The sequence below is a fragment of the Enterococcus sp. AZ196 genome, assembly GCF_050498845.1.
GTDB lineage: Bacteria > Bacillota > Bacilli > Lactobacillales > Enterococcaceae > Enterococcus_A > Enterococcus_A murrayae.
In genome coordinates, this window is sequence record NZ_JBIPAM010000002.1 from 1,307,596 (window position 1) to 1,326,760 (window position 19,165).

A 19,165-nucleotide genomic window follows, 5' to 3' on the forward strand; every position below is an offset into this window, starting at 1 on the left:
TTTACAATGTAAATATACAACGTGTAAAAATGTTTGTCAACGCTTACTTAACATTTTATTTCACTTCAGAACAATTGTCTTCCAATAACATTTCGATACTTTAACAAACTTTAACATAACTGAACATTTAATCCTTGCTTTTTCTTTCTTTAAATGCTATTAATTAATGTATAAACATAGCCGAGTACGATTCGGTTTATTGTAAGAGCTTACTTAATTAGAGGTGATTTCATGTTAAAAAAAGAGCGGCAGGAAAGAATTTTGGATTTGTTACATGAAAATGACTACTTATCCATCCCAGAAATATCTTCAAACTTAGGTGTCTCCGATATGACGATTCGAAGAGACATTAATGAACTTGCAGAACAATCCTTATTAGTAAAAATTTATGGCGGAGCGCAAAAGCTTGAAAAAATTGAGCAGGAACTCTCCACTCAGGAAAAAATCGATACCAATGTTCCTGAGAAAAAGTTTATTGGAAAAGTAATGAACAGTATCATTTCGGATAACGACACGATCTACATCGGGGCTGGAACAACCATGCTCCATGCTTTGCCAGAAATCAAAAAAGCAAACTTATTTGTGATCACAAATAGTCTGTTGGCTTTTAATTATTTGATTTATAACACGGATTATCGTGTGTTGTTGACTGGCGGAGAATTTTCGCGAACCACAGAAGAGTTTTATGGCGAAATTGCCGAAAAGAGTTTTGACAACTTGAATATCGATATCGCCTTCGCAGCGACCAATGGGGTCTTTGACAACAATGTCACTACGGCAAATTCAATCGAAGGTTCGATTCAACGCGTCGCCTTTGCCCATTCACGCAAAAAATGTGTTGTCGCCGACAGCTCCAAATTTAATCGATCCGATGTCTACACCTTCTACTCTCTGTCTGATGTTGATTACTTAGTGACCGATGATCAGCTTTCAGAGACAACTTTTGACTATTATAGTTCATTTACGAAAATCATTAAGGAGGAACAGGAATGATTCTGACGATTACCTTGAACCCCTCAATGGATTATAATTATCTAGTTTCTTCGCTAAATTTGGACCAGGTAAATCGTGTAGAGAATCCTCATACATCCATCGGCGGAAAAGGCATTAATGCCGGCAGAGTCATTGCTCAGTCTGGTGAAGAAGTGGTACTAACAGGGATTTTGGGCGGTCCCGTTGGGAAGATGATCCTAGATACGCTGATCGCCGAAGAACGTTATCAGCTTGAGTTTCTTACTGTTGAAGGAAACTCGCGAAATGCGATTACAATCATGCATGATGGGAACACTCACACAGAACTGGTGGAAAGAGGGCTTTATCTCTCGAAGGAAAATCAGCAGCTTTTCTTTCAGCATGTTGGTGATCTCCTAAAAAAATACGCCATTGATGCCATTTGTATTTCTGGTTCAGTAAACTCAGATGATGCGCACTTTCATTTGCATCTATTGGGCTTTATTCGGTCGATTGTAGGGGAAGATTTCCCAATTTTGATGGATATTTCCGGTGATCAGTTGAAAAATGTTTTGAGTCAACAAGCAGTTCGTCCAAGCTTTATCAAACCAAACACCCATGAATTAGAGGAGCTGGTTGGAAGTGCAATCCAGACAACCGAAGAGCTCGTTACAATTTTACATGACCCGCTTTTTGACAATATTGAAACGATCATGATTTCCCAAGGCGGAGATGGCGCGATTGTCAAGCATCACTCAATGATTTATGACGTACAGATCCCTGAAGTAGCGATCGTCAATACGACGGGCTGCGGCGATTCCACTGTTGGCGGAATGGCCTTTGCGATCAGTAAGGGCTATACATTTGAGGCTGCGATCAAATATGCTATGGCCTGCGGAATATCCAATTCCTTATTTGAGACAAACGGTACGATCGATAAGAATCAGGTGCTCAAATATATTCAAACTATCCAAATAACGGAAATCAAAGAGCTGAGTATAAACAGCTAACTCAAAAGCCGTTTTGAAAAATACTTTACAAAGTAAAAGCCAAACGCCCTTATCACTTTAAATTATTAAAGTAAATGAGCGTTTGGCTTTCTATTTATATTTTTTACTTTATTTGATCAGAAGATTCTTACATCCTTCTATTTTTCCTTCACAGCTATCCAAATCTCGCTGCTGCACTTTTCTAAGCCTTCAGCAAAATTCGAAAAAGAGATTTCTGGTGCTTGAACGAGCTCATAGTCTGAAGAAGGCAGCCATTCAGAATAGATTTTCCCCCAAGTATCCTGTAACGTTTGCGGGAAGGGTCCTTTAATAGGAAAAACGGCCCAGGTCTGTTCGGCGACTTGAAGCTGTTCCAAATCATCAAAAGGATTTTCCTGCGTTGTCGCAAAGCCGATAAAATGAGTCAGCGTCCCCTTTTCTTCCATCCGTTCTCCATCGAAAGCGTATGACGCATTCAGCACCTGATGAGGATACAGATCCCCCAATTCATGCATTTCTGTCTTTTGTTTTTCTGTAATCTCTTGAGCCAATGTCTGGATTGCCTCGTTTACGCCTTCAAATTGCAGCGGGACTTGCTTAGAAACGCCAACTAAATGGAACGCATCCTTTTTTTCGATTTTAAAATCCATTGAAACTCCTCCTTTAATGTCCATATAGAATGAGCGCTGAGGAAACGATTTTTGTTGGCGATTTTTTATCACCTCTGACGGTAAGAAGCCTGACCATTCTCGAAAGGCCCGGGAAAATCCTTCTACCGATTGATACTGATAGTTGAATGCGACATTCGTTACCGACGCGCCGTTGACCAGATCGGTGTTCGCTCGTGCTAACCGCCGATTTTTGATGTACTCAACTAAAGAAATCCCCGCGATAAAAGAGAACGTTCGCTTCAAGTGGTATTCTGATATACCTACCGTTTTAGCCGCCTCTGATAATGAAAGCTCTTGTGTCAGGTGGGCTTCGATATACGCCATCAACTGATTTAAATCTTTGATCATTTCCTTCACCTCATTCATGGATTCATCTTACTCAGAAAAGCATCTCACAGCTTGATAATTATCAGACCAATAATATCGATTGTATCACACGTCATGGAGTGAACTAGGATACTACTTCGTTCGAAAAACAGCTAACTCAAAAGCCATTTTGAAAAATACTTTACAAAAAGAAAGCCAAACGCCCTTATCACTTTAAATTATTAAAGTAAATGAGCGTTTGGCTTTCTATTATATTTTGGACTTCAGTTGAAGCCTAGTGATGAAGTCTCACACAAGTGCTGTATCTGGCTCGCCGTTTTCTAGAATAAAATGAAACGGTCCTTCGTGAACAAATGGTCTCCTTCCACCGCGATAACCCTCATCTGTAAAAGTCATAAAACTTTTCACGTAGCTGTTAGCAGTGTCCAGCGTATAGGAAACGCATAAGCCCGACTCCTCCACCCAATCAATGGAAAAAATACCGCCAGGATACTCTTCAATATGGATCGTTTCCACATCCGTTGCTCCTGCATCTTCTTTTCGAATCGAGGTCCAACGCATTTGATAGTCCTCTAAAAAATCAAGCCGAAATTGTAGTCCTGAATCAAACATTACTTTAGCAATTTTACCTTCCAATGGATGCTTTTTCATTTAGGCACCTTCCTCTTACATGTTAGTAGATAATGAACTATCTCTAACATACAGGTTTTAAAAGTGGATTGCATCTCCTCTCAGGAATTTTTTAGAATCCGTTTTCAAACGGCGGCTCATTTGAGATAATAGAGTGAAGGAAGAAGGGATTTATGATGGATCAGGCGTTAGAATTACTTATGAATAGAAACATTGTTGAAGATCCGCTCGATTTGCTTAAGCAGTCAGTCATCGTGCAGAAATATACTGCGATGTCCGATTTAAACCCTTTAGGTAAAATTTTTGCTTTGATTGGTTTGGCAGAAATTCCCTATGCTGAGAAGTTGCCGATGACTCAAATGTTGATTTCTTATGTAAACCAGCACTTAGCAACACCGGAGGGCTTTTCGTTTACCGGGAAAATGGAGGAGATCGTCCCCTGCTATAACGCGTTGCTGTTTGAAGCCTACTCTCGATTAGGTTTAGGCAAATCCCCGGAAGCACAAAATGCTCTTGCTTGGATAAAACAGTATCAAGTCTTTGACCGTAAACAAAAAACAACCTGGCCCCACAAAGGGATCTGCAAGTTTGGCGGCTGTATGAACCATGTTCCTTGCTTTATCGGCATTGGAAAAACCCTTCGTGCATTGTTGACTTATCAAGAAAACGTCGATGCTTCGGATGAGAAGGTCAATGAAATGATTCACTTAGGAATTGATTACATGCTTCAGCACAAAATGTTTCAACGGCTTTCCAATGGGCGCCCCATCAGTCCCCATATTACAGATAGTATGTTTCCACAAAGCTACCATCTTTCATTTACCGACTTGATTTATATTGTTCAAAAAGGTCAATGTACTGATGATCCGCGAGCACAGGATTTACTGCAGCTGCTCAACGAGAAAAGGAGCAAAACGGGCGGCTGGAAAATCGACTATATCTATAAGTATGCCGGCTATCTTCCGTTTGATAATCGCCGCAAAGATTCCGAGTGGCTTTTCTATCTTTATGCATCTAAAAAACCTTAGAAGTTGGATTCAGCATCCAGCTTCTAAGGTCCTTTTTTATTCACTAGTTTCAGCTTCTCTCAACGTGCGTTCTTTGATTGACTTATCGATTAACCACTCGCCAACTACTACGGCTAACCCTACGCCAACCACTAAAAATAAGACATAAGACACGGGATTCTCTCCTTCAGGCGGTAAAAAGAAAAAGATTGTGCTAAAAGCAAAGAATACAAATTGAACTCCCGCGACTAATTTTCCGACACCATCGCCTCCTGGAATGCGGAAAGGCCGTTCGATGGTGGGATCTTTTTTTCTTAACGTAATAAATGCAAAGGAAAGTACGATATACGGTAAAAAGAAAATGATCGATGTGAAAGAAAGCAGCGTCCAAAATAAGTTGGCATTACTAGAAGCAATCAGACCATAAAACACTAAAAGTGCAGTTGACGATAAGCCCAATAGAATAGCTGATCCAATCGGGGCATGAACCTTATTTGTTTTAGCAAAAATTTTGGGAAGCTCCCCTTCCAATCCAGCCTCTAGTGCTGCTTTATTTCCGCCCAATGCCCAGCTGAAGATATAGCCTAAGAATGCGATAAAGGAAATCACCGCTACACCGACCATCACCTGTGTTCCAAACACTTGACCAAAAGCCGTAAACAAACCAGAATCCGGATCGATTTGATCTGCTGGTAAAATGATAAGCATCGAAACCGCTGCAATGATGTAGAGAACGATCGTACATATGCCGCTTGAAAAAACAGCTTTTGGTACATTTTTACTAGGATTTTCCATTTCTCCAGCCGAACAGCTGATTAGGTCATAGCCCGTTAAAGCATATACGTAAACAGGAACAAGTGAAAAGAAGCCCAGATCAAAAGTAGGAATGATTGTCTTTAAAGAAAATTCTGTTTGTGCTCCTCTGGAAGATATTGTTATTCCCGCACCCACGATCAACGCTAGACAAGCAATCAATTTGCATATCGTACTGATCATCGTAAGCCACTTGGCATCCTGCAGATCAATACAGTTAAAAGCAACAATAAACCACGTACAAATAATACAAAATATTACCATCCCCCAGACAGAAAGATCCGGGAAAAACAACATCTGTAGAATCGATCCCATCACCACTAAGGTCGATGGAATGAAGCCAGCGACATTGATCCAATACCACCAAGTCGTTCGTGCGGCCCAGCGATCGCCATAGGCTCGCTTGATCCACACATAGATCCCACCCTGATCAGGGTAGGTCGAACCAAGCTCTGCACAAATCAATCCGTGAGAAAGAAAGAAGGTCACACCTAGGACGATAAAACAGAAGATCAAAGATGGCCCCATCGACGCCTGCGAAGCAATCAGCTCAAGGGAGAAAACCGCCGCAAAGGAAAGAGAGACAATGTCAATGAAACCAAGTTTTTTTACATTTTCCATAACCTATCCCCTACCTTTCTAGTTTAGCTTTTGATCAAGGAAGGCTCGTATTTTTCCTTCATAAAATGCCTTGGTCTGTTTATCCGCCCGTTTTAATCGAGGATACAAGTACCAAGCTAACAAACCTCTTTGTACATGCAGCCGGTTTTCTGCCTCTTGAAAAACCAAGGAACGCGTCGGGTGATCCAGTACCTCACTAGTAATCTCAACTTCTCGATTTGCAGGCAGACAATGCATGGCTTTACAATGCGCTGGTGCCATTTCCAACATTTGCATGTTCAATTGATAGCGGGGATAAAATGCTGCTGTCCGTTCTTCTTTTTCATCTTCGTAACCATAATAGTACCAAACATCCGGAATGATAAAGTCAGCATTTTTTACTGCTTCTTCAACATTCTCGGTCACAGTTAGTTTCCCTCCGGTGATTGCCATTTTTTTATTTACTTTATCGATTTCCGCTTGGCTGATGGAATACTTCTTTGGTGAAGCAATCGTGTATTTCAAACCCAATGATGCAGCTAAATGCGCATGTTCCATCGACATAATACCGTTTTCGCCAGAATCTCCGACAAAAACGATTTGGCTATCATCTAACGTTTTCCCAGCAGGCAGATGCTCCATCATGGTCAAAACATCGGCTAATCCTTGTGTCGGATGAATATAATAGGTCATGGCATTGAAAACAGGTACCGTAGCGTATTTTGCCAAATTTAGCACTAATTCATGGTCTTCCGTCCGCAACATTATCCCATCACACATACTAGACAATACTTGAGCGGTATCTTTGATTGCTTCATGAGAACCAAAGTGAATCTCTCCAGGTTTTAAATACAGTGCATGCCCTCCTAACTCTGCCATTGCGGTCTCAAAGGATACCCGAGTGCGAGTCGATGGTTCTTCAAAAATCATCGCTAAGGTCGCACCCTTTAATAATTGAGGAACCGCATTTTGATACGCCGCTTCCTTTAATTGAATAATCGTACTTAAAATATCTTGAATTTCCTCTTTGGACAGATCATAGTTGTCTACAAAATGCTTGATTGGGTAATTTTTATCATGTGATAGCTTCATTTTACCAGACCTCCAGTTAGTCAAATTGAATCGTTTTGATAGTAGAATTTGAGTTATAATAAAATTACAAGAAAGCAGGTGGTTCTGTGACAGAAACGAAAAATTTCTATTCAGCAGCAAATCAAAATTTTCCGCAATTAAATGAATCAGAAAGAAGAATTTTTCAATATGTTTTGAAAAATTTTGAAGAAGCGAAGCATTACAGCATTCGCCAGCTGGCTAAGAAATGCTATGTCTCTTCAGCAACGATTTTCCGCTTCACTAAAAAATTAGGCTTCGAAGGCTACAGCGATTTCGTGGATAGTCTATCAAATACGCCAGAGGCACCGCAGGAAATCCCCCACTCCATTAAGCAAAAGGATTATCGTGAAGAATATCTTAAAAATATTATGGAATCCGTCCGTGTTGCTGATCAAGAACGCATGGAGAAGTTCAATCAACTATTGGACAACGATCCTGTAATCTATTTAATCGGTGAAGAATTGGACCTGCAGGCCTTGCGATATGTTGATTGGCTGTTCACTGCTCAAGGCTTTCGTTCCGTATTGCTAGCAGATAAAGCGGCTATCCGCAATGCGGTGCATAACATTAATGACAATGACATTTTATTTGCCTTCGCCTACACTGGGGACAGCTCGGCAATTATTGAAACCATCGAACTAGTCAAGCAATCCTCGCAAGCAACAATCGTCAGCTTTACTCGAGCGGTCACCAATGTTGTGCAAAATTTATGCGATATTGATTTTTATATTTTTACTGATGAAATTATTTATGACAGTCTTGATATGACTTCCCGTATTTCGATGATCGCTATTGTCGAATTGATTCTTTATAAACGCTTAAAACGCGCTACTACAAGCGAATAATCGTTCCTGTTTCTGCTGTGATTGCCTGAGCTACCTGCTCAAGATTGGCAATAATAGCAGTTTTTTTCTTTCCGCTGCTGACAAACTCGCAGGCTGCTTCTACTTTCGGGAGCATACTGCCAGCCGGAAATTGATTTTCTGCAATATATTGCTGCATTTGTGCGAGACTGACTTCCTTCAATGCTTTTTGATTCTCCTTACCGAAATTGACATAAACGTAATCAACCGCTGTCAAGATAACAAACACGTCCGCCTCAATTAGAGTTGCCATTTTTGATGCTGCAAAATCTTTGTCGATCACCGCGTCAACTCCGGCATATTTTGTTCCGTGATACACTACCGGAATCCCACCACCACCGCAGGCGATGACTACTTGTCCAGCATTGACTAATGTCTGAAGACTGTTTTTCTCATAAATATCAATGGGTTTTGGAGAAGGGACCACTCGCCGCCAGCCTCGCCCAGAATCCTCTTGATAGCTGATGTTCGTTTCTGCCATTAATCTTTTCGCTTCTTCCTCGGAATAATAGCCGCCGATTGGTTTTGTCGGACATTGAAAGACCGGATCGTCCGCAGCCACTACTACTTGAGTAAGCATTGAAATAACTGGTACGTCCTTTATCCCGCGGCTCTCCAGCTCCTCATCGATTGCTTGTTGCAAATGATACCCGATGTATCCTTGACTCATTGCGATGCATTCTGCTAACGGCATAACCTCCTTCTCACCACTCGTTTCAAACGCCAAGCGGATTTGACCAACCTGCGGTCCATTGCCGTGAGCGATAACCACTTTATGCCCTTTAACAATCAAGTCGACAATTGATTTAGCCGCTAATTGCGCACGAGATAATTGTTCGATCGCTGAATTTCCTAAGGCATTGCCGCCTAATGCTACAACAATTTTCGCCATAGTAATCACGTCCTATTCTAAGCTTTCCAAAAAGCTGTTGAGTTTCTCTTTTGCGGCCAGCTGTTCGTACTCGCTGCTGTCCTTTTGATAGTTGGTTAGATAGACCAGCAAGCCGCGCATGGCGGTCAGACGATTCTCTGCCTCATCAAAAGCTAAGGAAATCGATGAATCTAAGACCTCATCCGTGACCTCTTCACCTCTAGTTGCCGGCAAGCAATGTAAAAATTTCACACCAAGACTGCACTGCTCTAGCAATTCACGATTGACTTGATATTTCGGCATAAAAATTCGATTTCTTTCTTCCGGAGACAGCTCACTTTCGTAAAGCCCATACCAAACATCTGTATAAACAAAATCGGTCCCCGGCAAAGCCCGTTTCGGATCATCTGTTACTAGGAAGCTCCCGCCATTTTCCTGTACATTTTTTGCTAAAACGGATTGATACTCTTCATTCAATTGATAGCCTTTTGGACCATAATGAACGAAATTCATGCCTAATTTTGTTGTGATAAAACCCAACGACGCACAAACCTGCGTTGCATCTCCAACAAACGTTACTTTTACATCCTCTAGGCGTTTTCCTTCAGGTAAATTTTCAACAATGGTACACAAGTCACCGATTTCCTGGGTAGGATGATTGAAATCGCTCATCGCATTAATAACTGGCACAGTCGAAACCTCTGCTAAATCGACAACCGTTTGATGCTCCGCTACCCGTGCCATCACCACATCGACCAATCGAGAAAGGACCTTCCCGGTATCTCCAATCGTTTCATGACCTCCTAGTTGAATCATTCCTGGTCCTAAATACTGAGCATGCCCGCCCAACTGCTCCATCGCTGTCTCAAACGAAACTCGTGTACGAGTGGAACTTTGCTGAAAAATCATGCCTAATGTTTTACGCCGCATCAACGGCGGATAGTACCCCTTCTTCACACAATCCTTGATCAACAGAGAAAGATTGATAATAGTCAAAAGCTCTGTTTTCGTAAATTCATTTGTATCAATAAAATGTCTCATCTTCTCTACTCCTATCGCTTAATAATGAATAAAACATAATAAATGACTTGGCTATCCATGCACAGGTCCTTCTGTTAATTTTGTGACACAGCAACTCTATCCCTTTGGCTGCTGTTGCGTAATACAATGGATATTCCCTCCGCCATAGACGACTTGTCTCGTTTGAACACCCACGATTTCATGTTTTGGGAACATTTCCTGCAATTGTTCTAATGCCAAGGAATCATTTTTATCGCCATATTGTGGAGCGATAATAGCACCATTCGTAATTAAAAAATTCATATAAGAAGTGATGCATATATCGTCTGCGTGTCTTGGAATACTGCCGGCGACTGTATCAACCTCATATTCTTCACCATAAGTCACTGGATCAATCGTCGTGCACAGCTTGTGTACTTTCAGCTTTCGACCCTTCGCATCTGTCTGACTGCTTAGATAGTCATAGGTCTCTTTTGCCACTTCATAGAATGGATGATCTGTATCCTCTGTGTAGATGCACGCTGCTTCTCCGGGGCGAACAAAACAAGCCACATCATCGACATGTCCGTTGGTTTCTTCTGGATCAATTCCACGAGGGATCCACAAAACTTTTTCAGTATTCAAATATTCCTTCAGCATCTCTTCAATTTCTGCCTTATTTAAATGCGGATTACGTCCTTCTGACAGCAGGCACATTTCTGTCACCATGACTGTCCCTTCGCCATCGACGTGGATTGAGCCGCCTTCTAAAACAAAGTCCGGTGTGTGATACGTATCGATAGATTCAATCTCGCAAACCTTTTGAGCTAATTTTTGATCTTCTGCCCATGGAAAATATAAGCCGTCGACCAGTCCGCCCCATGCGTTAAAGTCCCAATCAACTGCACGGACATCCCCTTTATCATTGACTACAAAGGTTGGTCCGCAATCTCTCATCCAGGCATCATCATTCGCGATCTCCACAACACGGATATTGTTTGGTAAGGAATTACGACAATGCTCATATTGAGCTGCAGAAACGCACATCGTGACAGGGGTAAATTTGCTGATGGCATTAGCCACATCGGTGAAAGCTTTTTGAGCATCCTTTCCGCCATGCTGCCAATTATCCGGTCGCTCTGGCCAAATCATCCAAATTTGTTTCTGCGGTTCAAACTCACCCGGCATCCGAAAGCCGTCTTTTTTTGGTGTTGAAGCAAGTCTTTTTGCCATAATGAAAACACTCCTTTATTTTTTATGCATCGAGCACCGATGCTTTTTGCTGTTTCATTGCAAGATAGATCAAACCTTCACCGCAACCGATCGATAAAGCCAGGCCAACGATCAGGCTGATGACATAGAGGTGAGGATTATCTCCTTCTGGCGGAATTAAAAATGAAATACTGCTGAAAACCAAGAAGATAGCATGAACGATCGCAACCAAATACGCCGTTTTTTTACCAAATGGTACTTTAAACGGTCGCTTGATCGCTTGATCCATTTTACGCAGCTTCAAAAAAGTAAAGCTCAAAACGATATAGGGCAAGAAAAAGATGATTGAGGTGAACGCCAATAAGGTCCAAAATAAGCTTTCGCTTGTACTGGCAGTAATACCATAAAAAATCAATAACCCTGTCGAAACAATCCCTAATAGAACAGCGGAACCTACAGGAGCATAGGCGCGATTTGTCTTTGCAAAAAACTTTGGCAGCTCGCCGCTTTCACCTGCTTCAAGTGCTACTTTATTACCACCCAACGCCCAACCGAATACATAGCCTAAAAAGCCAACGAACGTGACGATTCCGATAACATTCACTAGCCATTTACTACCAAACATTGCAACAACTGTATCAAAAAGTCCTGATGTCTCACTGATACTTCCTGTTGGCAAAACCATGATAATCGCTGAAGCAGAAAGAATATAAAAGAAGATTGTAAAAAATCCGCTCAAAAAGACTGTTTTCGGAACATTCTTTCTGGGGTTTTCAAGTTCGCCTGCTGAACAGCTGATTAAATCAAACCCTGTCACACTGTATACGTAAACTGGAATCAATGCAGCAAAACTTAAATCCCATTCAGGCAGCCATGAATCTGTCGCAAAAGAATGCTGCACCCCGTGAGTAAAGCTTGAGTAAAGTCCCCCTGCTATCAAAACGAATGTCACTAAGACCTTGCTGATTGAACTGATAATCGGCAGCCATTGGGCCTTCTGCAAATCAATGCAATTGAAGATCACTACAAACCAAACACATGCGATACAGATAAGTACGATGCCCCAAACAGACAAATTGGGGAAAAACATTTCTTTTACGATAGATACCATCACGACCGCTGTTGCTGGTATAAACCCAGCTACATTCAACCAATACCACCAGGTCGTACGAGCAGCCCACTTGTCACCATAGGCTCGCTTGACCCAAACGTAAATTCCACCTTGATCCGGATAAGTTGATCCCAATTCTGCACAGATAAGACCATGAGCTAAAAAATAGGTACAGCCAATAAAAATGAAATTGACTATTAACGATGGCCCTAGTTTTGCCTGAGAGGAAATCAATTCCAATGAAAAGACAGAAGAAAATGCCAGTGCTAAAATTGAAAAGAACCCCAATTTCTTTTTCGTTTCCATCCGTACCCCCTCCTCCCTTATGTAAGCGCTTTTATTTATACTTTGAATCTATCATCTGAGCCTTTACTACGTCTATACCATTGCGTTCGAATGTATCAGTGAAACATATATTGGGGAGCGTTTCATGTTATGAAACACTTTTGAAACAAGTAAGTCTTTAAGAAAATAAGAAAAGCCAAACAACGATTATACTTTCATTTCGTTAAGTACAATCGTCGTTTGACTTTCGTTTTGTTAAGTTATTTTGAAAATGGCTTTTGAATCACTTATTTTTCCTACGTTGTAAAAAATTTATTTTTCTTTTGTACTGCCAATTTCCAGTAAGTTCCCTTCTGGATCAGCAACATAAAAATTGCGTATACCAAATGAAAAGATGATTGGTTCGCCCATCGAAAATTGTACCTCTAGCTTTGAGAGCCGCACCTATTCTTGCTTTCTTTCCCTTCACTAGATTCTACTCCTTTGCCAATCAAACAGTGATTACTGCTTCAAAACATTTTCGATGTAGCCAACATCTACGCCTGTTCGATTTGCTGTTTCCTCGATCGTCAAACCAGAATCAAGGAAGCGTCTGACTACCATGGTGATACTCTCAGATACCTCAATAATGTGCTTATCCAAATCATAGAAACGCACAGCTCGTTGTCCCCAGCTATGCTCCAGCAGAGGATGCAGATAAAGGATATCGCTCCGACCATCCAGCAGTTTGATGAAATCATCCATGTCATCCGTCTCAAAGTACAATTCGCTGGCATTATTCTCAAGCACGACTTCCGTTGCTTTTTTATGAATAAATTCCGCCCAACTATCCACCGTTTGTAAAAATAATCCACCTGTCAATTGTATATGCTCACCCGCATCCACCATTACTTCCAATCCTAAAACAGAATGATAAAACTCTTTGGCCCTTTCAATATCTGCCACTGCGATCAATGTTCCTTGATAGTTCATTCTTCTCCTCCTTAAATTCCTTTGACAAAAAAAATCTCCATCGGCTGCTGATAATCAGGAACCGGAATCAGTAAACCACCGGCATCCTGATAACCTAATTTGCGGTAAAAGTGCTGGGCCTGCTCATCTACTTGAGTCGAGGTCATCAGCATTTTATAGCCCCGCTGCTGCATCTCTTTTTCCCAAAATATCATTAATGCTCTACCATAGCCTCTGCCTTGGTATTCTTCGGCCACATACAGCATCGTACAGAAAGGGTGCTCGTCCCAGAAAAAATTGTATCTCATTAGTCCTACGGCCACACCGTCGACCGATAAAACGTACCCAAGCTTTTCCCGAACCTTCTGATCAAATTGCTCCTTTGGCAAATGCTGATCTAGCGTGAACCAAAATGCGCGATCTGATTCCTGCACAGGACGAATCTCCAATTCCCCCACCTCCCGATAGTTTCTTTTAGTATAGCATTCTTCTACACAAAAAAATCAGTCAGCCTTTACTCTAACTGATGCTCATTTACCTGTTGACTTAGAGTATACTCAAAGTATTAAGCTAAATTTATCCAATAAATAATATGCAACAAAACAATTTGCCCTAATCCAAATCAAAAAAGGAGTGCTTATTATGCAGCAATTACTATACTACCCTCACACAAGTCCGAACCCTGCAAAGGATTATCAGGAGGAAGCCATCGCAAAAAAGAATACCTATTTTATTATGCAGATCGCTACGATGTATGTGACAAAGCAAGAACATTCACCGGTCATTGACAAGCTTTACGAAGCGCTGCTCCACAACCTGATAGACACTGTCTCTTATCGTGAACCGAACAATTTAATAGAAGTAATCCGCTATTCACCACGTATTCCAGAAAGGTATACTGATTTTTCAGTACTGAAAATGGCCCATGAACTCAGTGTGTATTTTGACCTATCTCCTGTTTTCGCATTAAGTATTGTTTGGTCAAACTGGGCACGCGCGGTTTATCAGAAGCGCTTGAAACGCTTTGTGGCATTTGCTGTCAATAGTATGAAAATCGCTCCTTGCGAATGTGCTGAAGAAACCGCATTAAAAGGGATTCATGCAATGGAAAATTTTTTCCGCGCCGCCCACTTGCCGCTTACTTTTGAGGAAGTCGGTATTTTTCCAACGGATAGTGAGATTAGCAAGTTAGCGGAAAATTGCCTCCCCCAAGGAGAAGAAGCGGCTAAAACAATCCAGCTGATTCTAAAGTGTTCGCAATAACCGCACCCAACATCTGTTAAAATAGAAATGACAAAGGAGGAGAAAAAGTTGTCCTACAAAATAAGTGATATTTCTAAGAAAACAGGCCTTAGTGCCTATACATTAAGATTTTATGATCAGAAAGGGCTGCTTCCTTTTGTGGCACGAGATGAACATGGCCGCCGCTATTTTGACGAGAAGGATCTGGAGTATTTATCCATTATCACCTGCTTGAAAAATACCGGAATGCAATTAAACGACATTAAGCAATTTGTCGAATGGTCGATGGCTGGTGATCCAACCTATGAAAACCGACTTAATTTCTTTACGGAACACAAGAAAGAGGTTGAAAAGCAATTGGCGCAAACGCAGGCATATCTGGATAAAATTGATCGAAAAATTGCCAAATACAGCCGACAGCATGAAGCCATTTTGGAGAAAAATAGGTAACTCATGTACAAATCAAAATGGGTAACGAAGAATTCTTCGTTACCCATTTTGATTTATTCTAATTCATAATAGATTGCTTTGATACGTTATCATTCTCTATCTTTCTTACCAAATTTTTTTATTATCGATTGGATAATAATTGATGTTAAGAACTTCTCTCCACTATTGATTAAAACATCGCATGTCGAATTGAGAATAAATATTATTAAGATTAGTCTTTTAATCGGTTGGATTTGAAAAAGAGCACGCTATCACGACAAATGTTTGTTAGCCTGATAAACCGTTCAGATGAATCAACAACCTTCTCTTCTCTCGATTTCCTCCATTCTTTCGTCCAACTAAAAAAATAAGTCCATTAAAATCATTCGGCAGATCTGTCTCTGGGCAATCATCACTTTTGAAGACAATAGTTGTCTTCAAGTTATTAACATACTCATCCATTCCTGATACACCTTATAACGATTTTCCTGTGTCTACTCCATGTTATTCGCCTAAGAGCCTAGGATGGGCAAAACATAGTCTTGATTGTATTCCAAACCTGAGATTGTTTCCTTGGAATCCGTGATGATCACCATCACTGTTGCATCTTTGCCTTTTCCTTCGATCATTTTTAAATCAATTGATCCGATCACCTGTCCTTGCTGAATGGTATCTCCTTCTTTAATGGTTAAGTTAAATGGCTCGCCATTCAGTTCAACAGTATCAATTCCTAGATGCAGTAATAATTCCAAACCATCATCTGCGGTGATTCCAATCGCATGCTTTGTTGGTGCAATCATTTTTACTAAACCCGAAATGGGCGCCTTAATTGCCTCCTTACTTGGCAATACAGCAAAACCTTCACCCATCATTTTGCTGGCAAAAACCTGATCATTGACTTCTGTAATTGGAATAATTTCTCCTTCAATTGGAGAATAGACTTTTACATTTTTTGCTTTTCTTTGTGATTGCGAGATGTTTTCGACTTTTGCACTTTTCTTGATTACAAAGATATTGGTTAGAACAAAAGCCAGAATGAAGGTACCGATTCCAATCAATACATAGGTAATTACTTGATATGGTTCATATATATACATCAAAGGCGACAGCAACACAGCTAAGCCATAACTATTTGCTTGAATTCCTAATAATGAGAGAACCATTCCGCCAATTGCTGAGCTTCCTAACATAACTATTATCGCTTTCATCCCAGTTCGCATCACCACCCCAAATAAAGCTGGTTCACTAACTCCTAGCATTTGAGTGACCGTCGCTGAAATTCCAGCTGTCTTGATTGATGTACTTTTGGTTCTCAAAGCAATTGCCAGACAAACAGCTGCATTCGCAAAACCGTACATTGCACAAACAGTAATCAATGGATTGAAACCAGTAGTAGCGATTAAAGATGTCTCAATCATGATGAACATGTGATGCATACCAGTCATTACTGCAATCGGATACAAAAATCCAATAATCAAACCGCCAAGACCTAATGGCAAGTGCAAGAACATTTCAATAACTTTGACCGCTTGTCCTTCAAATCCATGAACAATGGGTCCTAAAACAAATAGAGCTATAAAAACTGAAACGAGTATCACGACAAAAGGAGTGAAAATCAGATCCATTGCATTGGGCATGACTTTACGTAATTTTTTCTCCAATGTAGCGCCGATCATTCCTGTGATCAGCGCAGTCAAAATCGATCCTTGGTAACCCACCAAAGGAATCACGCCAAAAGCCATGATTGGTTCTGCTGTCCCTCCGGCAACAGCATAGGCATTAGGCAACGCTGGTGAAACCAGCATTAATCCTATCAAGAATCCGATAATCGGCAAGCCGCCCATTTTTTTGAATGCTGACCAACAAATGAAAGCTGTTAAGAAACCAAATGCGGTATCGGTCAATACTGTCACCGAAGCACTCAACCATTCGGGGATACTGTTTGGTGACAGCCCCATCGTATTTAGCACAGTTTCATTAAACAGGACGCCCTTCAACCCGAGAAATAACCCAGTTGCACCTAAAATCGGAATGATCGGGACAAAGATATCAGCAATATTACGAACGGCTCGTTGTAAAGCAGATGAATCATCTTTTGCCATTTGATCTTTGGATACTTCATTAAATGAATAGATCGATTGTAATGCATCAAAAACTTTGTTCACGATTCCTGCTCCAAGGATCACTTGATATTGACCCGCATTGTAAAAGACTCCTTTGACTTCTTCCACCTGCTCTACTTGACTGTCATCAATGGCTTTTCGGTCCTTCACTTGTAGTCGTAAACGGGTGGCGCAATGGGTAGCAGAAACAATATTATCTTCTCCTATAACGGAAACAAGTTTTTTTGCGATCTCTTGATAGTTTATTTTAGTCATGTTTTTCACCCTTTCTGATTACAACAGCCTGATATGGTTGTAATACCTGCGAACCATCCTCTTTACTCAGCTCACAATAGTTATTCAGCAAAACTTCTCCTGAAGCTTGGATTTTCTGCAATTGGTTACTTAAGTTAACAAATACTTGAACCTGCTCTTTCCCTGTTCTTTCATAAGCGATCACCGCATCAGCTGTTTTCAAAGGAGTAAAATGTCCGTAGATCAACGTGTCACGGTAAGTAGAGTGATTGCGCAATTGAATCATTTTTTTATAAAAGGAAAAAACTGAATTGGATCGATGAATCTGATCCGCGGCATTCACATCTTTCTGATTCCCAGTTGATTTTATCCAAGAATTTGTAGATTTACTAAAACCGGCATTACTTGAAGCATTCCATTGAAACGGGGTTCGAGTATTATCTCTGGAACGCCAATTCACAAAATCTAGCGCTTCTTTCTCAGAATAACCTTCTAATAGTGAACGATGGTAATTATCGATACTAGATACATCATTAAAATCTTCGATCGTTTCACGTTGAAAATTTTTCATACCAATTTCTTGTCCCTGATAGATAAACGGGGTTCCTCTTAAAAAGAAGAACAAAGCTCCTAACGCTTTTGCTCCAATTTCATTCTGATAATGTTCGTCTGTAATATATTTTGATAACGAGCGAGGCTGATCATGATTTTCTAAAAAATTTGCTCCCCAGCCGCTGCTTTGTATCGCTTGTTGACTCCGAAATAATAATTCCTTTAAATCCTGAGGCTGCCATTTTGTGCGACGAAACCATTCACTGCCGTTTTTAACATCAATATCTGCATAATGGAAATCAAAAATCATATTAAAATAACCATCCTTGCCGATATATTGAGCATATTGCTCATATGGAACACCAGGTGCTTCTCCAACACTTACACATTCATATTTTTTAAAAGTTTCGTTATTCAGTTCAATTAGAAATGCCTCGATTCCAGGGCGATTCCTTGTTTTATTCTTTACACTCCCTAAACCATCAGAACCGTCTATTACCGCATCACTATAATCCTGATCTTTTTTTATGAAGGTGATAGAGTCAATTCGAAACCCAGCGATTCCCATTTCCATCCACCAATTAATCATTTCATAAATTTGCTTTCTTAATGCTGGATTCTCCCAATTTAGATCGGGCTGTTTTTTATCAAAGGTATGAAAGTAATACATATTGTCTTCATTTGGAACAGGTTCCCAAACACTGCCGCCAAAAATCGAACGCCAATTATTTGGTGGATTTCCAGCCTTACCAGCTTTAAAAATATAGTAGTCTCGATAGACACTTTCTTTATCTGCTAAAGCTGCTTGGAACCAGGCATGTTCATCGGAAGAATGATTTACTACTAAGTCGAGAATCAGCTTGATGTTCCTTTCCTTTGCAGATGCAATCAGCTCCGTCAGATCAGCCATCGTACCAAAATCTGCCTGTATACCTTTATAATCGGCTATATCGTAGCCATTATCAACCATTGGTGAAGTAAAAATTGGACAAATCCACAACATTGTAACACCAAGCTCTTGCAGATAATCTAATTTTTTAATAATACCTTTGATATCGCCAATACCATCTCCGTTACTATCATAAAAACTCTTTGGATATATCTGATAAACTACCTCTTCCTTCCAAAAAATCTGCTCTTCATTCAACCACTGTTTCTTTTCTAAAGTCATCTCCAAAACTCTCGCTCCTTT

General features: G+C 40.6%; 20 protein-coding genes. 6 read left to right on the forward strand and 14 right to left on the reverse strand.

Features of this window, described 5'->3' with window-relative positions:
• The first annotated feature begins 231 nt into the window (after positions 1-231).
• Both IGI67_RS23925 and IGI67_RS23930 read left to right on the forward strand, forming a co-directional pair.
• Positions 232-993: a DeoR/GlpR family DNA-binding transcription regulator gene (locus IGI67_RS23925; RefSeq protein ID WP_207108085.1), complete on the forward strand. Its 762-nt coding sequence runs from the start codon at positions 232-234 to the stop codon at positions 991-993.
• On the forward strand, positions 990-1,961 hold the full coding sequence (locus IGI67_RS23930; RefSeq protein WP_207108084.1) for a 1-phosphofructokinase family hexose kinase: 972 nt from the start codon (positions 990-992) through the stop codon (positions 1,959-1,961). The genes IGI67_RS23925 and IGI67_RS23930 overlap by 4 nt, the downstream gene beginning before the upstream one ends.
• A 137-nt stretch (positions 1,962-2,098) precedes the next feature.
• On the opposite strand, the gene IGI67_RS23935 is transcribed toward IGI67_RS23930, so the two are convergent.
• Both IGI67_RS23935 and IGI67_RS23940 read right to left on the reverse strand, forming a co-directional pair.
• Entirely contained in the window at positions 2,099-2,959 is an 861-nt protein-coding gene (locus IGI67_RS23935; protein WP_429959598.1) for an AraC family transcriptional regulator, read from the reverse strand.
• A gap of 267 nt (positions 2,960-3,226) precedes the next feature.
• A complete protein-coding gene (locus tag IGI67_RS23940; RefSeq protein ID WP_429959599.1) occupies positions 3,227-3,589 on the reverse strand; it encodes a MoaF-related domain-containing protein in 363 nt (120 codons plus the stop codon).
• A 152-nt stretch (positions 3,590-3,741) separates the two neighbouring features.
• Here IGI67_RS23940 and IGI67_RS23945 point away from each other — a divergent pair, with 152 nt between their 5' ends.
• Positions 3,742-4,596, forward strand: coding sequence for a hypothetical protein (locus IGI67_RS23945; RefSeq protein ID WP_429959600.1), 855 nt, complete (start codon positions 3,742-3,744; stop codon positions 4,594-4,596).
• Positions 4,597-4,632: 36 nt separating this feature from the next.
• Here IGI67_RS23945 and IGI67_RS23950 read toward each other — a convergent pair whose 3' ends face one another.
• Both IGI67_RS23950 and argF read right to left on the reverse strand, forming a co-directional pair.
• Entirely contained in the window at positions 4,633-6,009 is a 1,377-nt protein-coding gene (locus IGI67_RS23950; RefSeq protein WP_429959601.1) for an APC family permease, read from the reverse strand.
• Positions 6,010-6,027: 18 nt separating this feature from the next.
• Positions 6,028-7,080 (reverse strand): ornithine carbamoyltransferase, encoded by a 1,053-nt coding sequence (gene argF / locus IGI67_RS23955; RefSeq protein WP_429959602.1) that lies wholly within the window; start codon positions 7,078-7,080, stop codon positions 6,028-6,030.
• Between the two features lie 86 nt (positions 7,081-7,166).
• Between argF and IGI67_RS23960 the strand changes: the two genes are divergently transcribed.
• Positions 7,167-7,946 carry a MurR/RpiR family transcriptional regulator gene (locus tag IGI67_RS23960; RefSeq protein WP_429959603.1) on the forward strand — a complete coding sequence of 260 codons (780 nt, stop codon included), beginning with the start codon at positions 7,167-7,169 and terminating at the stop codon, positions 7,944-7,946.
• Here the strand turns inward: IGI67_RS23960 and arcC are convergent.
• From arcC to IGI67_RS23995, 7 genes are all read right to left on the reverse strand, one after another.
• Entirely contained in the window at positions 7,933-8,856 is a 924-nt protein-coding gene (gene arcC, locus IGI67_RS23965; RefSeq protein WP_429959604.1) for a carbamate kinase, read from the reverse strand. The genes IGI67_RS23960 and arcC overlap by 14 nt on opposite strands.
• A 12-nt stretch (positions 8,857-8,868) precedes the next feature.
• The gene (ptcA, locus tag IGI67_RS23970) at positions 8,869-9,876 is read right to left on the reverse strand and encodes a putrescine carbamoyltransferase (protein ID WP_429959605.1); all 1,008 of its coding nucleotides are present in this window, start codon (positions 9,874-9,876) and stop codon (positions 8,869-8,871) included.
• A gap of 96 nt (positions 9,877-9,972) precedes the next feature.
• Positions 9,973-11,067, reverse strand: a complete 1,095-nt coding sequence (gene aguA, locus IGI67_RS23975) for an agmatine deiminase (protein WP_429959606.1) — start codon at positions 11,065-11,067, stop codon at positions 9,973-9,975.
• 22 nt (positions 11,068-11,089) lie between these two features.
• The gene (locus IGI67_RS23980) at positions 11,090-12,463 is read right to left on the reverse strand and encodes an APC family permease (protein ID WP_429959607.1); all 1,374 of its coding nucleotides are present in this window, start codon (positions 12,461-12,463) and stop codon (positions 11,090-11,092) included.
• Between the two features lie 291 nt (positions 12,464-12,754).
• On the reverse strand, positions 12,755-12,853 hold the full coding sequence (locus tag IGI67_RS23985; protein ID WP_429959608.1) for a VOC family protein: 99 nt from the start codon (positions 12,851-12,853) through the stop codon (positions 12,755-12,757).
• Positions 12,854-12,943: 90 nt separating this feature from the next.
• Positions 12,944-13,414, reverse strand: a complete 471-nt coding sequence (locus tag IGI67_RS23990) for a VOC family protein (RefSeq protein ID WP_429959609.1) — start codon at positions 13,412-13,414, stop codon at positions 12,944-12,946.
• Positions 13,415-13,425: 11 nt separating this feature from the next.
• A complete protein-coding gene (locus IGI67_RS23995) occupies positions 13,426-13,842 on the reverse strand; it encodes a GNAT family N-acetyltransferase (RefSeq protein ID WP_429959610.1) in 417 nt (138 codons plus the stop codon).
• Between the two features lie 193 nt (positions 13,843-14,035).
• On the opposite strand from IGI67_RS23995, the gene IGI67_RS24000 reads away from it, so the two are divergent.
• On the forward strand, positions 14,036-14,656 hold the full coding sequence (locus IGI67_RS24000; RefSeq protein WP_429959611.1) for a hypothetical protein: 621 nt from the start codon (positions 14,036-14,038) through the stop codon (positions 14,654-14,656).
• A gap of 48 nt (positions 14,657-14,704) precedes the next feature.
• Positions 14,705-15,085: a MerR family transcriptional regulator gene (locus IGI67_RS24005; RefSeq protein ID WP_429959612.1), complete on the forward strand. Its 381-nt coding sequence runs from the start codon at positions 14,705-14,707 to the stop codon at positions 15,083-15,085.
• Between the two features lie 267 nt (positions 15,086-15,352).
• Here the strand turns inward: IGI67_RS24005 and IGI67_RS24010 are convergent, their stop codons facing one another.
• From IGI67_RS24010 to IGI67_RS24020, 3 genes are read right to left on the reverse strand one after another with little or no spacing between them, the layout of a single operon-like run.
• Positions 15,353-15,526, reverse strand: a complete 174-nt coding sequence (locus IGI67_RS24010) for a hypothetical protein (RefSeq protein ID WP_429959613.1) — start codon at positions 15,524-15,526, stop codon at positions 15,353-15,355.
• Positions 15,527-15,576: 50 nt separating this feature from the next.
• Positions 15,577-17,442, reverse strand: a complete 1,866-nt coding sequence (locus IGI67_RS24015) for a glucose PTS transporter subunit IIA (RefSeq protein ID WP_429959614.1) — start codon at positions 17,440-17,442, stop codon at positions 15,577-15,579.
• Positions 17,435-19,144, reverse strand: coding sequence for an alpha-glucosidase (locus tag IGI67_RS24020; RefSeq protein WP_429959824.1), 1,710 nt, complete (start codon positions 19,142-19,144; stop codon positions 17,435-17,437). The genes IGI67_RS24015 and IGI67_RS24020 overlap by 8 nt, the downstream gene beginning before the upstream one ends.
• Positions 19,145-19,165: the final 21 nt, after the last annotated feature.